Genomic DNA, 17198 nt, shown 5'->3' with positions numbered 1-17198 from the left:
GCTTAGTCCTTAGTCCTTAGTCCTTAGTCCTTAGTCCTTAGTCCTTAGTCCTTAGTCCTTAGTCCTTAGTCCTTAGTGTCTTGAGCCTTAGCCCGATCCTCTGTAGGGGCGAGGCCTGCCTCGACCGAAGGATACCGGGTGATGCGCGAGAGGAGCAATGTGCCGGGGCCACCATCGCACGGACTCGCAGGCTCGCCCCTACAAAACCCGTCGCGGTGAGGGCTGGGGAGGGGAGCGCCCGCGCCGATGCCGGTCGAAGCTCCAGAAGTTCGCAGTTACGCCAGTGCCCAGTATCCGAGCGCCCGGTGAAAGCACTTAGGACTAAGGACTAAGGACTAAGGACTAAAACACTATCCGGACTTCAGTTCGCAACGAGAAAGGAGCCATCGTGGCAACCGACACCCTGACCCGCGGCTGCGGCGGCAACGGCGCGGGGACCGCCCCGGCCGGGAGCGCGCTCCTGCCGTCGAGCCCCTTCTACGCGCCGCGCTACCACTTCGGCATGCTGCTGGGGGTGGACGACTTCGAGAGCGAGCAGGCCTACCACCGCGGCAAGCTGCGCCTGCACAACGCCTGGCTCCACGGCGAGGGCGTGGTGTGGGGACTCGGGGTGGACCTCCCCGAGGTGACGGAGGGCTCGGGGACGCTGCGCGGCGAGGTGCGCGTGCTCCCCGGCTTCGCCCTGGACGGCGCCGGGCGCGAGCTGCACCTGGAGGGCGCCGCCTGCGTGAACCTGGCCGCCTGGTACGACGCCCACAAGGACGACGCGGAGATGCGCGACGCCGTCCGGACGGCCGGCGACGGGACGGTGACGCTCATCGCCCACGTGGTCGCCTGCTTCCGCGCCTGCCTGTCCCGCCCCGTCCCCTCCATCTCCGAGCCGTGCGACGGCTCGGGCGGCGACGTGGCCTACTCGCGGGCCCAGGAGACGGTGGAGCTGCGCCTGGTCCCCGGCCTCCCGCCGCCGCGCGCGCAGACGCCGTCGCCGTACCGGCGGCTCCGCCTCCTCTTCGCGCTGGAGCCCGACCCGGCGGCGCCCACCGGGGACGAGCAGGACGTGCTCGACGCGCGCGCCGACATCCTGGCGCTGGCCACCGAGCAGCAGCCCCGCGCCTACCTGGCCGCCTTCCGCCGCTTCGCCGCGCTCGACGAGATCGGGCTGCGCCCCTTCGTGGACCCCGACGGCGGCGGCGCCACGCTCTTCCCGGCGCCGGAGGACACGTGCGTCGTCCTCGCACGGGTCGAGGGCATCACCCTCAGGCCCGGGGCGAACCCGGGGGACCCGCTGGTCTTCGCCGGGGCCGGGCCGGTGGACAACACCGTGCGCCCCTCGCACGTGGCCACCTCCACCATCCAGGAGCTCCTCTGCGGGCCGCTCTTCCGCCTGCTGGCGGCCGCGCCCGCGCCCGAGGGCCGGGGCGAAGAGGCGACTCCGGCGGCGGACTCGGGGCCCGCGTACCCGGCCGACGCCGGCGGGCCGCGCATCGACCCGGACTCGGTGGCGCTCGAGGGCGAGGCGGTGACCTTCACGGCCACCCGCCGCCTCTCGCGCGCCAGCGTGGCGCCCGAGTCGTTCTCGGTGTCGGCGTACGACAACCGCGACGGGTGGCACGCGGTGGAGATCCGCGCGGCGGGGGTGGACCGCGGCGGCACCCGCGTGCGGCTCGACCTCGACACCGGCTACGGGGGGAACCTGGTGCGGATCATCGCCCGGGGGACCGGGCCCGCGCCGCTGCTGGGCTCCAACGGCGTCCCGCTCGCGGGCACGGTGGGCGGCCCCCCCGGGGGCACCGAAGACGGACATGACTTCGTCCTCATGCTGAAAAGGAGCGAGACGTGACCCAGACCGCCAGCAAGGCCGCAGCCGTGTCCGTGAATGGAGCGGGCTCCGGCCAGGCGCCGCTCGTCCTGGTGGGGGCGGAGAGCGGCCTGACGCTGATCCCGCAGCCCACCCCGCTCCTGCGGCTCAACTACTTCGACGGCAAGTTCCTGCGCGCCGACGACCTCTCACGCGAGCAGGCCTACTTCCGCTCCCTGGTGGAGCTCTCCAACCGCGCCGGGGGCGCCGGGGTGGTCAACGGCCTCGACGTCACCCTGGCGGGCGGGGGGGCGCAGCTCGGCCTCTCGCCCGGGCTCGCCATCGACCCGCGGGGGCGCGTCCTCTTCCTCCCGCACGACGCGCGGGTGGACCTGGCCGAGGTGATCCGGCGCTCCCGGCCCCCCACGGGGTCGGGCTCGGGCACGGCGGGGGTCTCCGGCTCGCCCGGCTTCGCGGAGTGCGTGGAGGCGTCCGTCCAGCCCCCCGTCCCCGAGACCTCCTTCGCCAGCGACCTGTACCTGATCGCGCTGGTGCACGCCGAGGCGCTCTGCGGCGAGGAGGACGTCTACGGCAAGCTGTGCGAGGAGGCGTGCACCACCAGCACCAACCGGCCGTACCGGCTGGACGGCGTGGCCGTGCTGGCGCTCCCCCTCCTCCTGGACGAGGCGGCGTGCACGGCGCCCTGGCTCGGCCGCAGGCACCTGCGCTCGCGCGTGGCCAGCGCGTACTTCGCCGACGAGCGCGAGCGCCTGGGCGAGGAGATGTCGGGCGCGCGGCTGAAGACGCGCCTCTGGTGCGTGGGCGCCGGCGCCGAGACCGGCTCGCTGGTTCCCCTGGCCGTGGTGTCGGTGAGCGGCGGCGCGGCGCAGTGGCTCGACGAGTGGACGGCGCGGCGCGAGCGGATGCAGACGCCGCCCCGGCGCTACTGGCAGTGGCAGATGGCGATGCGCCCCTGGCCCGTGTTCCTGGCCCAGGTGCTCCAGTTCCAGTGCCAGCTGGCCGACTGCGCCGGCGAGGAGCCCGAGGGCGAAGACGACCCCTGCGCCCCGCAGCGCACCCTGCTGCGCGAGGCGGCGACGCTGCTGGAGTCGGTGGAGCGGAGCCTGCAGCGCTCGACCACCGACCGCACCGCGGTCGCCGGGATGACCCGGCTGCGCGCCGAGATCACGGCGGCGCTCGACCAGGCGCAGCCGGCCGAGACCGGCCCCCGCATCCTGATCGACCGCTGCGGGATCGTGGAGCTCCCCCCCGCCGGGTACCTCCCCGTGGTCCCCGGCCAGGTGGACGTCAACACCCAGGTGCGCCGCCTGCTGGGCGAGGGGGTGGACCTGCGCTTCTGCGTCGTCCGGCCCGACTACGTGCCGCACGCGCTGGAAGAGGCGCAGCACATGGACCGCATCTGCCTCCTGCAGGGCCTCGCCAACCCCGGCGACCGGCCCGAGGTGGACGTGCTGGTCCCCGACGGCGAGGAGCTGGAGGGGCCCCGGCCCAGGGGGATGGGCTTCGAGGTGCGCGTCGCCTTCGGCCCCCGCGCGGGCGAGATCGTGGGCGGCGGGGAGGGGGGCGGGGGCGGGGAGGACGGCGAGGGCGAGGAGGAGGGGCGGTCGCTGGCGATCCAGGGCGCCGGGCGCGGCGAGACGCTGGAGACGGGCGGCGGCGCCTTCCACTTCGCCGGCACCGCCCGGGTCACGCTGGGGAGGACGAGCACGAACACGCTCAACACCGCCAGGCGCTCCTTCTCGTCCGCCGGGGGCGAGGGGGCGCCGGAGGGCGCGCCCGAGGCCGCGCCGCTGCGGGCGCCCGACGCGGAGCGGATGCTCGGCTGGCTCTTCCGGCGCGGCGGCGTCTTCGGCCAGGAGCGCGGCGGCGTCTTCGCTCAGGAGCGCGGCGGCGTTTACGCCTACCAGGACACCGGGACGCAAGTCCGCGAGATGTCGCTGGCCGCCTGGGCCACCGTGCGCTCCGAGCGCGACCCGTTCGCGCTGAAGGTGGGCGAGAGCGGCGCGGTGCGCGGCGAGGTGGCGCTGGCGATCATGCTCTCCGTCCAGCAGTCGGGGACGGTGGCCACCGGCACCGTCGCGGGGGCCGCCGCCACCGAGGTGAGCCTCACCGGCGACCTGGTCTGCCAGCAGGAGGCCGGCAACGGCAGCGTGATGCGCGGCCTCTTCAAGGGGACGTTCGCGCTGCGCGGCAGCCAGGACACCGAGCCCGAGCCGGCGCGCTTCGTCAAGGTGCCGGTGGAGCTGCGCCGCGGGCTCCTCTCGAGCGGCGGCCGCTCCAGCACCGCCACGCTCACCCTTCCCAACGGCCTGTCGCTCTCCTTCACCACCTCGTGGAACGGCGACCCGGTGCTGGCCCAGGCCCAGGCCTCCATGGACATGCTGCTCACCGCGCAGGAGATGCTGAAGCGGGAGCAGCAGAAGCAGCAGCCGGACCCGGCGAAGGTCTCGCAGCTGCAGGAGACGATCCGGCAGATCCAGAGCGGCCAGCGGCCCCGCCTCGTGCAGGTGGCCGCCGCCACGGCGCGCGAGAACCCGGCGGTGGTGGAGCCGGCCAACTCCTTCCACGTGCGCTCGATCCAGGCGCTCAAGATGCTGGAGACGGCGCTCGACGAGCCCGGCTTCCGCGACGCGGGCGAGCGGCTCCTCTTCCCGCCGCCCCCCGCGGGCGAGGAGAAGGTGGTGCGCGCCCGGCGCGACTGGGTGCTCTTCCACCGCCGGCGCCGCAGCTCGTGCGACTGCTGCCCGCCGGCCGCCGTGGCCGCGCCGCCGCGCCGCTACCGCGTCTTCCACGTCGAGGTGCCGCAGGACGCCGACCTGCCGGACATCCGCGACGTGTTCACCGGCGCGAAGCCGGTCGACCCCGACGAGATGCCCCCCATCGACGTGCTGGAGGCGTTCCCGCTCTTCCGCGGCGGCACCTCGGAGCTGATGACGCCGCGCGGCGACCTGCTGCAGGCGTGGCAGGCGGCGCAGCCGGCCGCCGAGCTGGTGTACGGCGCGGTGGCGGGCGCGGGCGCCGGGGCCGGCGACCCCGACGCGCTGCTCGACGCGCGGCTCGACCGGGTGGCGGCGGTGTTCGACGACGTCACGCCCGCCCCGGCGCTGGCGCTCGACGTCCTGGCCGAGCCCCCCGACTTCCTGGACGCCTCGGGGGTGGACGGGGTGATGGCCTTCGTCACCCGCCCCGTGCAGAACACCTGCGTCCGCGTGATCCAGCTGGGCGACCAGGGGACGATGAACTTCGCCATCCAGCAGCTGGAGGCGGGGACGCTGGCCCAGCACCTGGGCAACTTCCCGCCGGAGCGCGACCTGGGGGTCGTGAGCTTCCTGGGGAAGAGCACCACGGTCGCCCTCGACTCGCTCCAGCCGGTCAAGACCAAGTGGGACGCGGAGTGGAACGGGCTGCCGGTGGGGCGGGCGCTGATCGTGGTCCCCGAGCAGGGCGGCAGCGCGTCCGTCGCCGGGCCGCAGGGCGGCGCCATCGCCCAGGCGCTGGGCGGCACGCTCACCGAGGGAACGCGGACGAGCGCGGAGAGCGTCTTCGGCGCGTGCCAGGCGCTCCTGCTCCTGGAGCCGGCCTCGGCGCCGGCGCTGGAGAGCCACCACGTCTTCCAGGCGGCCAGCCAGGAGCACCTGCGGGGCATGCTGAGCGCCATGAACACGGGGGTCACCGGGGCCGAGCTGTCCCGGTTCGGCCAGCCGCTCGGCGACGTGCAGTTCGTGCAGGGCACCGCCCAGGCCGAACCGTCCTCGCTGGCGGCGGTGAAGAGCGCGTTCGGCACGGTGAGCAACCCCGCCGAGATCGCGCTGGTCACGCCGGCCGCGGCCACCCCCGCGCAGGTGCAGCAGGCCAACGCCATCCGCGCCGCGCTGGGGATCGCGGGCACGGTGCAGCAGCAGGTCCGCAGCGCGTCGACGAACGCGGCGGTCTACGCGGGCGCGCCGGCGGTCACCATCGTGGCGCACTTCGTCCCCGGGTGAGCGCCCGGCGAGCCGGCTCCTCGCACGGAGTCGATGGAGTCGGCGGAGGAGCTTTCTCCGTCGGCTCCGCCGGGCTCCGTGTGATACCAGTTTTCCAGGGATAGTTCTGGATGGATTCTGATCTTCCGGCGAACGGCGAAAAGGCCTCACACGGAGTCAACGGAGTCGACGGAGAACCCCTGCGGTTCTCCGTCAACTCCGTTTCCTCCGTGTGAGACATTCGGTTATTGACCTCGAGCCCGAACGATCCTCTGCAGAATGGTATGATTCGATGCGAGGCGGCCCGCGCGCCGCGGACGCGCTCCGGGCCGGGACCCGGGGGAGGGGAGGCGGCGCCGTGCTGACGGCCGCCCCCCGGCCCGGCGCGGGCGAGCGCGGGAGCGCGGGCCGGTGGGAAGGCTCCGTCCGTCCGGACCCTGCCGGCGCGCACGCCTTCGCGCTCTCCACCTCCGGCGGGGCGCCCGCGATCCGCCGCAGGTGCGCCCGCTGCGCCGCGGCCGGGGAGGCGGAGCGCGGGACCGGCGTCCGCCAGCCGCTCTGCCCCGCCTGCGAGCGGGAGCGCGAGGCGGGGAGGGACGGCCCCCTCGTCGCGCGCCGGGCGGTGGGCGCCTCGCCCTCCCCGGCCGCGCCGCGAGTCCGCGACACGGTGCGCGCGGTCGTCGGCTCCGGCGGCGGGCGGCCGCTGGACGCGGGGACGCGCGCCTTCTTCGAGGCGGGCTTCGGGCGGGGCCTCGGCGGGGTGCGCGTGCACACCGGCGCCGCGGCCGACGCCTCGGCGCGCGCGGTCCACGCGCTCGCCTACGCCGTGGGCCGCGACGTCGTCTTCCGCGCCGGCTACTTCTCCCCGGAGACGGCGGGTGGGCGGCGGCTCCTGGCGCATGAGCTGGCGCACGTCGTCCAGCAGTCGGGCGCTCCCGGGGCGGAGGTGGCGGCCCGCCTGGAGGTGGGCGCCGCGGACGACCCGGCCGAGCGCGAGGCCGACGCGGCCGCGGACGCCGTGCTGGCGGGCGGCGCCGCCCTTCCCGCGCTGCGCCGCCCTCCCGCGGTGATGCGGCAGGGCACGGGCGGCGCGGCCGCCCTGGACCCGTGCCCGCTCCCCAGCGCCCCGGCGGGCGAGCTGACGTGCGCGTCCACGAGCGCCCGCGGTCCGCGGTGCGCCCTCACTCCGGTCCACGACCGGCTGTTCGCCGCCGCCCTGCTCGACGCCCAGGGCCGGGTGCGCAACGCGATCGACGCGATGAACCTCCCCGGCGGCTTCGCGCGGGCGGAGGCGGCGGCGCGGGCGCTCTTCGCGTTCTCGCCCCCCTCCATCCAGGAGATCGTCCTCGCCGTGGAGAACGTCAGCGTCGTCGTGAACGGCGCGCCGCGCTTCGGGGGTGCCACCTGCCTGGACCCGGACTGCCGCGCGCCCGGCGTGGAGGCCTTCTCGACCGGCGCCGGGCAGCTGCCGATCTACATCTGCCCCCGCTCGTGGTGGCCTGCCGGGGGCGTGAACCTGGCCTTCACCATTCTCCACGAGGCCGCGCACGTGGGGGGAATCGACGTCGACCCGCTGCGGGACGAGAGATACTGCTCGTCGGGCACGGCCTGCGCCGCGCCGTGCCTCTCCCCCCGCTCGGCCGACGCCTGGGCCCACTTCATCTTCTGCTTCGGCGCGGCGCCGCCGGCCGCCCCGGCCCGCGCGCCGGCGCCCGCGCCCCCGGGACCCGCGAGGCCGCGATGAGCTCTGCTCCGGCCCGGCGTTCCGCGACCTGACCGTCTTCGCTCGATGGAGCCGTGATGACGCAGTCGCTCAACCGCTTCCTCGACTCCCTCCCCCGCACCCGCGTGGGGAGCCTCTCGTGCGAGGCGCCCGCCTTCCGCACCTGCGGCGTGGCGGGGTTCCACGTGGCCGTGGCCACGGCGCTCGGGGGCGCGCTCCTGGCCGGGCGCTCGCTCCCGGTGGCGGCCCTCGTCTGCCTGGTCTGCGCGCTCTCGTTCTTCGCCTACACATACCTGCGCCGCTGGGCGACGGGCCGCGAGGCGCTGGTGCTGCTGGAGCACGTCTGGTTCGCCGAAGTCTCGGTGGCCGCCGTGCTGGCCGCGCTCGGCGTGCCGGTGCTGGCGTACCTGGACGTGGTCGGCCCCGCGCTGGCGTTCTTCCTGGCCGGCGGGCGCACCGGGTGCCTCCTGGTGGGCTGCTGCCACGGCCGCCCCTCCTCGCTCGGCATCGTCTACGGCGAGGAGGCCGCGCGCGACGGCTTCCCCCGCCACCTGGTGGGGGTGCGCCTCTTCCCCGTGCAGGCGCTGGAGGCCGCGGGGCTGGTGCTGATCGGCGCGACCGGCCTCGCCGCCCTCCCCTTCGCGGCCGAGGGGCACGTCTTCGCCTGGTTCCTGGCGGGGTACGCCGTGCTGCGCTTCGGCACCGAGGCGCTGCGCGGCGACCGGCGCCCGCACCTGCTGGGGATGAGCGTGCCGCGCTGGATGGCGATCGGCGAGCTCGGCGCCGCGCTCTGGATCGCCCGCGACCCGGCCGACCCCGCGGCGCGCGACCTGGGGCTCCTGGCCGTCCTCCTCCTGGCCCTGGCCGGGGCGCTCCTGGCGCGGCGCGCCTTCGACCGGCGCCCGGCGCTCCTCTCCCCCGCCCACGCCGCGGAGCTGCGCCGGGCGGTGGGCGACGCGGCGGCGTCGGCCTCGCCGACGTCGCCGGCCGCGGACGGGAACGGCGCGGGGCCGGAGCGGCGCGTCACCTCGGCCGGGGTGAGCGCCGCCGTCTCGCCCGCCGGGCCGGGGTGGCTGCACGTCTCCCTCTCGCTGGCCGCGGGGCCGCGCGACCTGGAGGCGCTCTGCCGGCTCGCCGCCGCCGCGCTCCCCGGCGTGGACGCCGGCCAGGCGCGGGCCGGGCCCGGCGGCGTCCTCCACCTCCCGGTGCGGATCGTCGGGGAGGACGGCGGGGCCCCCGCGCCCGGCGCGGGCGAGGCGCTCTGGGGCGGGGTCGTCCGGCAGGTCCAGGCCGCCGCGGGCGGGGACGGCGCGCCCGCCCCGGCGGCCCCGGACGCGCGGCCCGACGCGGACCCCGCGGCCGACGGGCGCCGGGCGTACTTCGCCGCCGCGGGCCCGGTCCGGCCCGCGGTCGCCGCGGTCCGCCGCCAGGGGTAGTCCGTGCTCGCCGCCCGCGAAGCCCGCCCCTCCGCCGCCGGGGCGGGGGAGAAGGCGCGCGCCGGGGCCGGAGGCGGCGCGCCCGCGCCCGCCGCCCCGCTGGCGTGGGCGCTCACCCCGGCGGGCGGGCCCCGCGTGCAGCGCGAGTGCGCGTGCGGCGGCACCTGCGAGCGCTGCCGGTCGGACGAGGAGGAGGAGACGGGGCTCGCGGTCCAGCGGATGCCGTTCGGCTTCTCGTCCTCCTCCGGGGCGGGTGCGGAAGGCCCGGAAGCGCCCGCCGCCGGTCCGGTGCTGGCGGACGACGGCGCCGCGGCCGGCCCGGGAGAGGCGGCGGTCTCGGGCTGGCTCGACGCGCTGGAGGGCCGCCTGCGCGCGGCGTGCGACGGCGAGCTGGCCGCCGTGGGGCGGGACACGGAGGGGTGCCCCTACCTGGAGCGCTGGCTCGCCCACTACCGCGGCCAGTCCGCCGCGCACGTGGAGAGCGCGGCCCGCCGCTACACCGGCTCCGACGCCGGCACCCCGGCCGGGCTGGCCGACGCGGTGGTCGCGCGCGCCCGCGCGGCGGCCGCGGAGTGGGCGCGCACCGGGCGCGTCCCCGACCTCCCCGGGGGCGCCGGCCTCGGCGGGCTGGCGCCGGGCGGCCTGGGCGCCGCCGCCGCGTCCGCCCTCGCCGGCGTGTCCGCGGCGTTCTCCCTGCGGCTGAAGGCGCGCGACGGTGCCGGGGGAGCCGCGTCCGCCGCGTCCCCGGCCGACCCCGCGGGGGTGCGGGCGCGGCTGGGGCCCGGGGGCGCGCTGGACGGAGGGGTGCGCTCGCGCCTGGAGCGGGGCTTCGGCGCCAGCTTCGCCGGGGTGCGCGTGCACACCGACGAGCGCGCCGCGCGGCTCTCCCGCGAGCTGGGGGCCCGCGCCTTCACCGTGGGGCGCGACGTGGCGTTCGGCGCGGGCGAGTACCGCCCCGGCACCCTGCCGGGCGACGCGCTGATCGCGCACGAGCTGGCGCACACCGTCCAGCAGTCCGGCGGCGGCCTCACCCCCGCCGCGGGCGAGTCGCGTGAGCTGGAGGCCGAGGCCGACGCCGCGGCGGCCGGCGCGCTGGGGCTGGTGGACGAGCGCCCCTGGCTCTCGCGCCGCGCCGGGCTCTCGCTGCAGCGCTGCGGGGGCGGCGGGGAGACCCCCCCGCCGCAGCCCGTCCCCAAGCCGCCCACCATCGACCCCTACGGCGTCCGCAAGGTCTGGGACGACACCAGGGGCGACAAGGCGAAGGTGTTCGACAAGCTCCGCTCCCTCTGCGTCGGCACCCCGGCGTGCCCGGCGGCCGGCGACGCCGTGCTCACCACCGTGCTGCGCGAGATCTTCGCGCCGGGGAGCGACGACCTCTGGCTGGCCGAGACCCTCCAGAAGCACGGCCCCGAGCCGCTGTGGCCGCTGGACAAGCTTGACGAGCGCGTCACCCGCGCGGCGGCGGGCAAGTGGCCCAAGGAGCCCGGGAACATCGAGGCCAGCCTCCCCTCCGACTGGAGCAACCCCTTCGCGGCGGGCTCCACCGCGGGGGTCGCCAAGGCGCCCGGCGGCACCACGATCGCGCCCAGCCCGGTGAAGGCGTACTTCTTCCCCGGCCGCAGCCAGGAGCGCGCGCTGGTGATCGGCGGGGTGCACGGCTCCGAGCAGTCGGGGATCGAGGTGGTCGAGGAGCTGCGCAGGAGCCTCGCCTCGGCCCCCAAAGCGCCGTACTTCACCACCATCCTGGTCCCCGTCCTCTTCCCCGACAACGAGGCGTACCAGCGCGCGTACCTGGCCGCCAATCCCGCGGAGCGGGGGACCAACGTCGACAACGACAAGGGCGGGCGCTACAGCCGCATCGGCCCCAAGCAGAAGACGCTGATCGAGCCCAACCGCAACCTCCCGCGCCCGGGCGAGAGCCTGGCCACCGGGCTGACGGGGCTCAAGGGCAAGACCACGGGGAAGGCGCTGTCGGGGAGCCTGCTCACCGACACCATGCTCCCCGAGAACGTGATGCTGGTGGCGCTGATCGAGCACTTCAAGCCCAGCCGCATCGCCAGCGTGCACGCGCACCGGCCCTCCAGCACCAAGGGCGACGCGCCCGGCATCTACGTGGACCCGCGCGGCGGGATCGACGCCAGCACCGACAAGGCGCTCACCGCCGAGGGGCAGGCCGACGACAAGCTCGCGCAGGACATGCTGGCGGCCGCGGGCAAGCTGGGGCTCCCCGGCAACCCGGGCGGCACCGTGCACTACGCGTCGGCCAACACCCCGGCCCAGGGGACCTCGCTGGGCGACTGGGCGCCGGTGGCGGTCGACGAGGGGAAGCCCGGCGTGCAGGACAAGCCCGGCGACCGCCCGGCCATCACCACCGTCACGGTGGAGGTGAAGAACTACTGGCCCAGCAGCGACGACAAGAGCGGCAAGATGAAGGGGCTGATCGAGGCCCACCGCGCCGCGCTGCAGGACGTCTTCCTGGAGAAGTGATGCCGGATCCCAGCGCGCGGCCGCCGGCTGCGTCGAGCGGACCTGCGGGCGTCTCAGCCAGACTGCTCCCGGCCCTGCCGGGGAGTCCGCCCGCGCCCCGGCCGGCGCCGGATGCCGGCGTCCCCGGTCCGGCGGTTCCCGCCGGCTGCCGCCGGGAATAGCCCGTGCCCGCCGCGCGTGCCGCCCGCGAAGCCCGTTCCTCCTCCGCCGAGGCCGGGGAGAAGGCGCCCGCCGGGGCCGGAGGCGGCGCGGCCGGCCTCGCCGCGCCGCTGGCGTGGGCGCTCGCCCCGGGGGGCGTGCAGCGCAAGTGCGCCTGCGGCGGCACCTGCGAGCGCTGCCGGGACAAGGAGGAGCAGCGGCAGGGGCTCGCCGTCCAGCGCCAGGCGCTCCCCGCCGCCGCGGCCCCGCCGGCGGCGGACGGCGGGTCCGCCGCGCCGGGGCCGGGGCCCTACGGCGTCCTGGTGGACGACGGGGCGCCCGCCGACGGGCGGATGACCGTCTCCGCCTTCATGGACGCGCTGGAGTCCCGGCTCCGCCCCGCGTGCGACGAGGTGCTGGGCGCGGCGGGGAGGAGCACCGAGGGGTGCCCGTACCTGGACCAGTGGATCGCCTTCTACCGCGCGCAGCCCGCCGCCCGGGTGGAGCGCGCCATCCTCCGCTACACCGGCGCCGAGGGCACCGACGCCGCCGCCCTGCTGGAGGCGATCGTGTCGCACGCCCGCCGGGCCGCCGCGGAGTGGGCGCTCACGGGGCGGGTGCCGGAGCTCCCCGACGGGGTCCCGGGCGACGGGCTCCCGCCGGCCGGCGCCGGGGCGGTGCAGGGGAAGGGGGTGGGCGCGGCGGGGAGCTCCGCCGCCTCCCCGGCCGACCCCGCCGCCGTGCGCGCGCGGCTCGGCCCCGGGCGGGCGCTGGAGCCCGCGGTGCGCGCGCGGATGGAGGACGGCTTCGGGGCGAGCTTCGCGGGGGTGCGCGTCCACACCGACCCGCGCGCCGCCCGCACCGCCGCCGACCTGCGCGCGCGCGCGTTCGCCGTGGGCGGCGACGTGGCGTTCGGGGCGGGCGAGTACCGCCCCGGGACGCTGGCCGGCGACGCGCTGCTCGCCCACGAGCTCGCCCACACCCTGCAGCAGCGGGACGGGGCCGTGTCCCCGGCCGCCGCGAGCGACCCGGCGCTGGAGCGGGACGCCGACGCCGCCGCGCGGGACGTGCTCCTGGGCCGCGAGCCCCGGCCGCGGCGGGGGGCGCTCCGGCTGCAGCGGTGCAGCCTGGGGGAGGAGCCGCCCACCCTGGAGGGGGAGGACGCGGAGGAAGAGGCGCGGGCCCTGGGGATCACCGTCGACCGCACGCCCGCCCGGGAGCCGGGCCAGCCCTACATCGTGGGGATGCAGCTCGGGTTCCACATGCGCCAGGAGCGGCCCACCCCGACCACCCCCGCGGCCGGGGTCTACATGTGGGACACCGAGTACCCGGGCGGGGGGCGGATGGCCGGCTTCTCCAGCCGCCCCAACCGGACCACCCTCCCGATCCTGCGCGAGGGCGACTACACGCAGCGGATCATCATCGCCGTGGCCGGGCGCCCCGACCGCCTGGTGCTCACGCGCACCTGGACCGCGGTGCCGGCCCGGACGCGCGCCGACGTGCTGCTCCCCCAGCACACGGGGGCGGACCTGGCGTCGTACCGCGCCGCCCTGGAGGTCGCGCACGGGCAGCTGGCCCACGGCGGCTTCCAGGACCAGTCCTTCGACCGCCCCACCTACATCACGTCGGCCGAGAACCCGGCCCGGCTCTCCTCCCGCGACTCGCCCGGCTGGGTGACGCTCTCCGTGCACGCGCTCCCCAACGCGGCCGCCTTCCGCTGGACGGTGCGCAACCTGGGCGACGACGCCGCCGCCCCCGCCTTCACGGGGCTCCCCCAGACCTCCTACCGCGGAGGCACCGCCTACGCCCTGGGCGACGGGCAGAGCGTGCGGTGGAGCACCACCACCGCGGGCACCTTCGGCTTCAGCGTCGTCCAGCTGGACGACGCGGGGCGCGAGGTGGGCGAGGCGCAGTACGTCCAGGCCGTGCTCCCCGAGCGCGAGATCGAGGAGGTGACCCGGTACCGCGAGTTCCTCGCCGACGTGGACCGGCACACCCGCATGTTCGCCACCGACGCCGAGGGCAACCCGCGCGCGGTGGCGCTGCGGGTGTCGTACGTGGGGAGCCGCACCGGGGTGGAGATGCTCCCCCGGCTGTTCATGGGGCCCGACCGCGCCGACCCGGCCCGCGTCAAGCTGCTGGACCTCACGCCCGGCGTGCCCCGCATCGAGTACGGCGGCGAGAGCACCGCGGCCGCCATCGAAGACTTCAACCAGCGCAACCTCTACCCCGAGGGGTCGCTGCGGGCCGACATCCCCGCCAACCCGTACGGGATCACCCCGGGCGGCTGGACCTTCGTCACGCGCGGCGCCTCCGTCATGGGCGCGCTGTCGGGCGACCTGGGGTGGGCGAGCCTGGCCCTGGCGCTCACCGGGGTGGTGGTGGGGCTGATCCCCGGCGGCCAGCCGATCGCGGCGGGGCTCTTCATCGCCGCGGCCGGGGTGGGCGCCACGGCGGGGGCGATCAACATCTCCGAGCAGCTGCAGAACGCGCGGCCGAGCGGCACCCAGATCGCCATCGACGTGGTGGGGATCGCCGCGAGCATCATCGGGGCGAGGACCGCGTGGGTGGCGGCCACCACGGGCGGCCGGGCGCTGATGATGACCACCCAGGGCCGCATGCTGCTCTGGTCGGCCACGGCCCTGGAGGGGACGCAGCTGGTGCTCATCTCGGTGGAGGGCGTCCGGCAGATCGACGCCGTCCTCTCGGACCCGCACCTGTCGGGGCCGCGCAAGCAGGACGCCATCGTCCAGGTCATCACCCTCCTCATCATCTCGGGCGGCCTCTTCGCGCTGGGCGTGGGGGCGATGGTGCGCGAGCGCACCCGGCTGAGGAGTGCCATCGGGCGCGACGTGGAGGCGGCGCTCACCCGGCGCGCCGTGTTCATGCTCAGCTCGCTCGACGACGCCACCCTGCGGGCCCTGAACGGCGCCACCGCCGACGAGCTGGAGCGGCTGGCGCGCATCCTCGTCCAGGACCCGCGCCTGATGACGCGCTACGCCGCGAGGAGCGGCGACCTGCTCGCCGCGCTCCGGCGCACCGAGGGCGCCGACCTGGCCCAGCTGGAGCGCGCCTTCGCGGTGTCGCGCCTCATGGCGTCCGGGGCGCCCGAGGCGCAGGCGGGCCGCCTGGTGACGGCGCTGCGCGCGGCGGGGGTGGAGTCGGCCGACATCCACGCGCTCCCCGACGGGGCGGTGCGGCGCCTGCAGGGCGCCGACACGGCGCTCTCGCAGGGACGCATGTACGACGCGGTCGCCCAGCTCGAGACCGCGGGGGCCGCCCTCCCCGAGGCGCGGCGCCGGGGCTTCGGCGACGCCCTGGCCCACGAGCACCAGCGGGACCTGGCGCTGTACCGCGACATGACCGCGCAGGTCCCCGCGCCCGGCGGCGGCGTGCGCGAGGTCCGTCCCGACTTCCCGCTGGGCCACGACGTCCCGCTGTACACGGGCGTGAGCGCCGACGTGGACACGGTGCGGACCCAGCTCGGCACCCCCGGGTTCGAGCCGCCCCGCGGGCCCAACCGCAACCTGCTGGAGCACGTCGAGGAGCGCGGGGAGAGCGGCTTCCGCGGGGCCACGCGGCAGGTCTCCACGCCCGACGGCCAGGGCGCCGCCGCCTGGGCGGGCGACGGGGGCACGGTCCTGGAGGTGCGCGGCGTCCCCGGGTGGGACGCCAACGCGCAGCTCGCGGGGCGGGTCCAGCGCGGAGGCACCTTCGGCGGGAACCTGATGGTGGCCGAGGGCGAGATCTCCATCCCCGCCCACATCCCGCCCGAGGCGGTGCGGCGGTTCGGCCGCGTCACCGAGACCCGCCCCGGGCGCTACCGGGTGGACTGGCACGACAACCCCCGCTACAACCCCGACTGGTGGAGGAGGACCCGTTGACGCCCGGGGAGCTGCGCCTGCGCTGGACGACGGCCGAGGGGCGGGCCCGCCGCGAGGCGGTGGCGGCCCGCCTCGGCGAGGGCGGCGCCTGGCACGCCGAGCTGCGCGGGCTCCCCGGCGCGGAGGAGCTCGTCCCGCGCCCCGGCGGCGACCTGTCCCTGCTGGGGGAGGCGGACCTGGACCTGCGCGGGATCGACCTGCGGGGGCTGGACCTGCGCCGCGCGGACCTCACCTTCGCCAACCTGGCGTTCGCGTGCCTGGACGGCGCGGCGCTGCGCGCCCTGCAGCAGGCGGTGCTGTGGCGCGCCTCGCTCATGGGCGCCGACCTGGCGGGCGCCGACGCCTCGGCGGTGTGGGCCCCCCACGCCCGCTTCGACGGGGCGTCGCTGGAGCGCGCCTGGCTCTTCGGGGGGAGCCGGCTGGAGCACGCCTCCTTCCGCGAGGCCCGGATGGCCGGCGCGGACCTGGGCAACGCGTACCTGGAGGGCGCCGACTTCACCGGGGCCGGGCTGCAGAAGGCGATGCTCGGCGGGGTGCGCGCCCCGCGCGCGGTGTTCGCGCGCGCCGACCTGCGGGGAGCGGTGCTCGGCTCGGCGGACCTGCGCGGCGCGGACCTGCGGGGCGCCCGCACCGGGGGAGCCGACCTCTCGGGCGCCGACCTCGCCGGCGCGCACCGCGACACGACGGCGGAGGCGACATGATGCGAGCGGAAGGGCGGCGCCCGGCGGCGGCCCGGGGGGCGAGGACGCCGTGCGCGCGGCGCTGAACCGCGACCCGGCGCGACCGGGAGAGGGGAAGCGCCCGGGCGCGGGGGACCCGGCCGCGCCCGGAGCGGACGCGCTCCGCCTGGCCACGCACCTCCCCGGCGACCTCGCCGCGGCGCGCGAGGCGGCCGCGGCCGCGGGGGCGGCGCCCGGGGGGACGGGGGGCGGCGCGGCGGGCGCGCTCACCCGCGGCGGCCCGCGCGTGCAGCGCAAGTGCGCCTGCGGCGGCACCTGCGAGCACTGCCGGGAAGAGGAGGAGAAGGGGCTGGCGGTCCAGCGGATGTCGCTCGGCTTCTCGTTCTCGTTCGGCGCGGGCGGGGGCGCGCCCGCGGCGCCGGAAGCGGACGCCGCCGCCCCCGGCGCGGTGCTGGTGGACGACGGCGCCGCGGCCGGCGGGGGGCAGGCCCCCGTCTCCGCCTGGCTCGACGCGCTGGAGGGCCGCCTGCGCGCCGCCTGCGACGCCGAGCTGGCCGCCGTGGGCCGCGACACCGAGGGATGCCCCTACCTGGAGCGCTGGCTGGCCCACTACCGAGGCCGCCCCGCCGCCCACGTGGAGCAGGCGGCCCGCCGCTACACCAGCGCCGACGCCGGCACCCCCGCCGCGCTGGCCGACGCGGTGGTCGAGCGCGCCCGCGCCGCCGCCGCGCGGTGGGCCCGCACCGGGGAGGTCCCCGAGCTCCCCGCGGGCGTCGGCCCCGGCGGGTTCCCGCTGGGGATCGGCGCGAGCTTCGGCGGCGGGTCCGCGGGGTTCTCCTTCTCCCTGAGCCTGAAGGCGGAGGAAGGAGCCCGGGGCGCCGCGTCCGCCGCGTCGGCCGCCGACCCCGCGGCGGTGCGGGCGCGGCTGGGGCCGGGGGGCGCGCTGGACGCGGGGGCGCGCACGCGCCTGGAGCGGGGCTTCGGCGCCAGCTTCGCCGGGGTGCGCGTGCACACCGACGAGCGCGCCGCGCGGCTCTCCCGCGAGCTGGGGGCCCGCGCCTTCACCGTG

The 17198-nt window shown here is 77.3% G+C and carries 8 protein-coding genes; all 8 read left to right on the top strand.

The window, feature by feature from the left end; genetic code table 11:
- Positions 1-388 precede the first annotated feature (388 nt).
- Positions 389-1840, top strand: a complete 1452-nt coding sequence (locus VF746_15240) for a hypothetical protein (GenBank protein HEX8693775.1) — start codon at positions 389-391, stop codon at positions 1838-1840.
- Positions 1837-5802, top strand: coding sequence for a hypothetical protein (locus VF746_15235; GenBank protein HEX8693774.1), 3966 nt, complete (start codon positions 1837-1839; stop codon positions 5800-5802). The genes VF746_15240 and VF746_15235 overlap by 4 nt, the downstream gene beginning before the upstream one ends.
- A 337-nt stretch (positions 5803-6139) precedes the next feature.
- Positions 6140-7525, top strand: coding sequence for a DUF4157 domain-containing protein (locus tag VF746_15230; GenBank protein ID HEX8693773.1), 1386 nt, complete (start codon positions 6140-6142; stop codon positions 7523-7525).
- Positions 7526-7581: 56 nt separating this feature from the next.
- Positions 7582-8940, top strand: a complete 1359-nt coding sequence (locus VF746_15225; protein ID HEX8693772.1) for a prolipoprotein diacylglyceryl transferase family protein — start codon at positions 7582-7584, stop codon at positions 8938-8940.
- A 3-nt stretch (positions 8941-8943) separates the two neighbouring features.
- Positions 8944-11427, top strand: coding sequence for a DUF4157 domain-containing protein (locus VF746_15220; GenBank protein HEX8693771.1), 2484 nt, complete (start codon positions 8944-8946; stop codon positions 11425-11427).
- Positions 11428-11591: 164 nt separating this feature from the next.
- A complete protein-coding gene (locus tag VF746_15215) occupies positions 11592-15449 on the top strand; it encodes a DUF4157 domain-containing protein (GenBank protein HEX8693770.1) in 3858 nt (1285 codons plus the stop codon).
- Positions 15446-16150, top strand: a complete 705-nt coding sequence (locus tag VF746_15210; GenBank protein HEX8693769.1) for a pentapeptide repeat-containing protein — start codon at positions 15446-15448, stop codon at positions 16148-16150. Before VF746_15215 ends, VF746_15210 begins: the two co-directional genes overlap by 4 nt.
- Before the next feature lie 49 nt (positions 16151-16199).
- Positions 16200-17198, top strand: a 999-nt coding sequence (locus VF746_15205; protein ID HEX8693768.1) for a DUF4157 domain-containing protein, incomplete at its 3' end; no start/stop codon positions are given.

This window comes from Longimicrobium sp., from assembly GCA_036389795.1.
In the GTDB taxonomy this organism is placed as follows: Bacteria; Gemmatimonadota; Gemmatimonadetes; order Longimicrobiales; family Longimicrobiaceae; genus Longimicrobium.
The sequence above is the reverse complement of the archived record's forward strand: the minus strand, read 5'-3'. Positions and strand labels throughout refer to the sequence as shown.

Bases quoted from the DNA above. Each gene is read 5' to 3' on its own strand.
- VF746_15225 (HEX8693772.1), top strand. From the start codon at position 7,582: ATGACGCAGTCGCTCAACCGCTTCCTCGACTCCCTCCCCCGCACCCGC.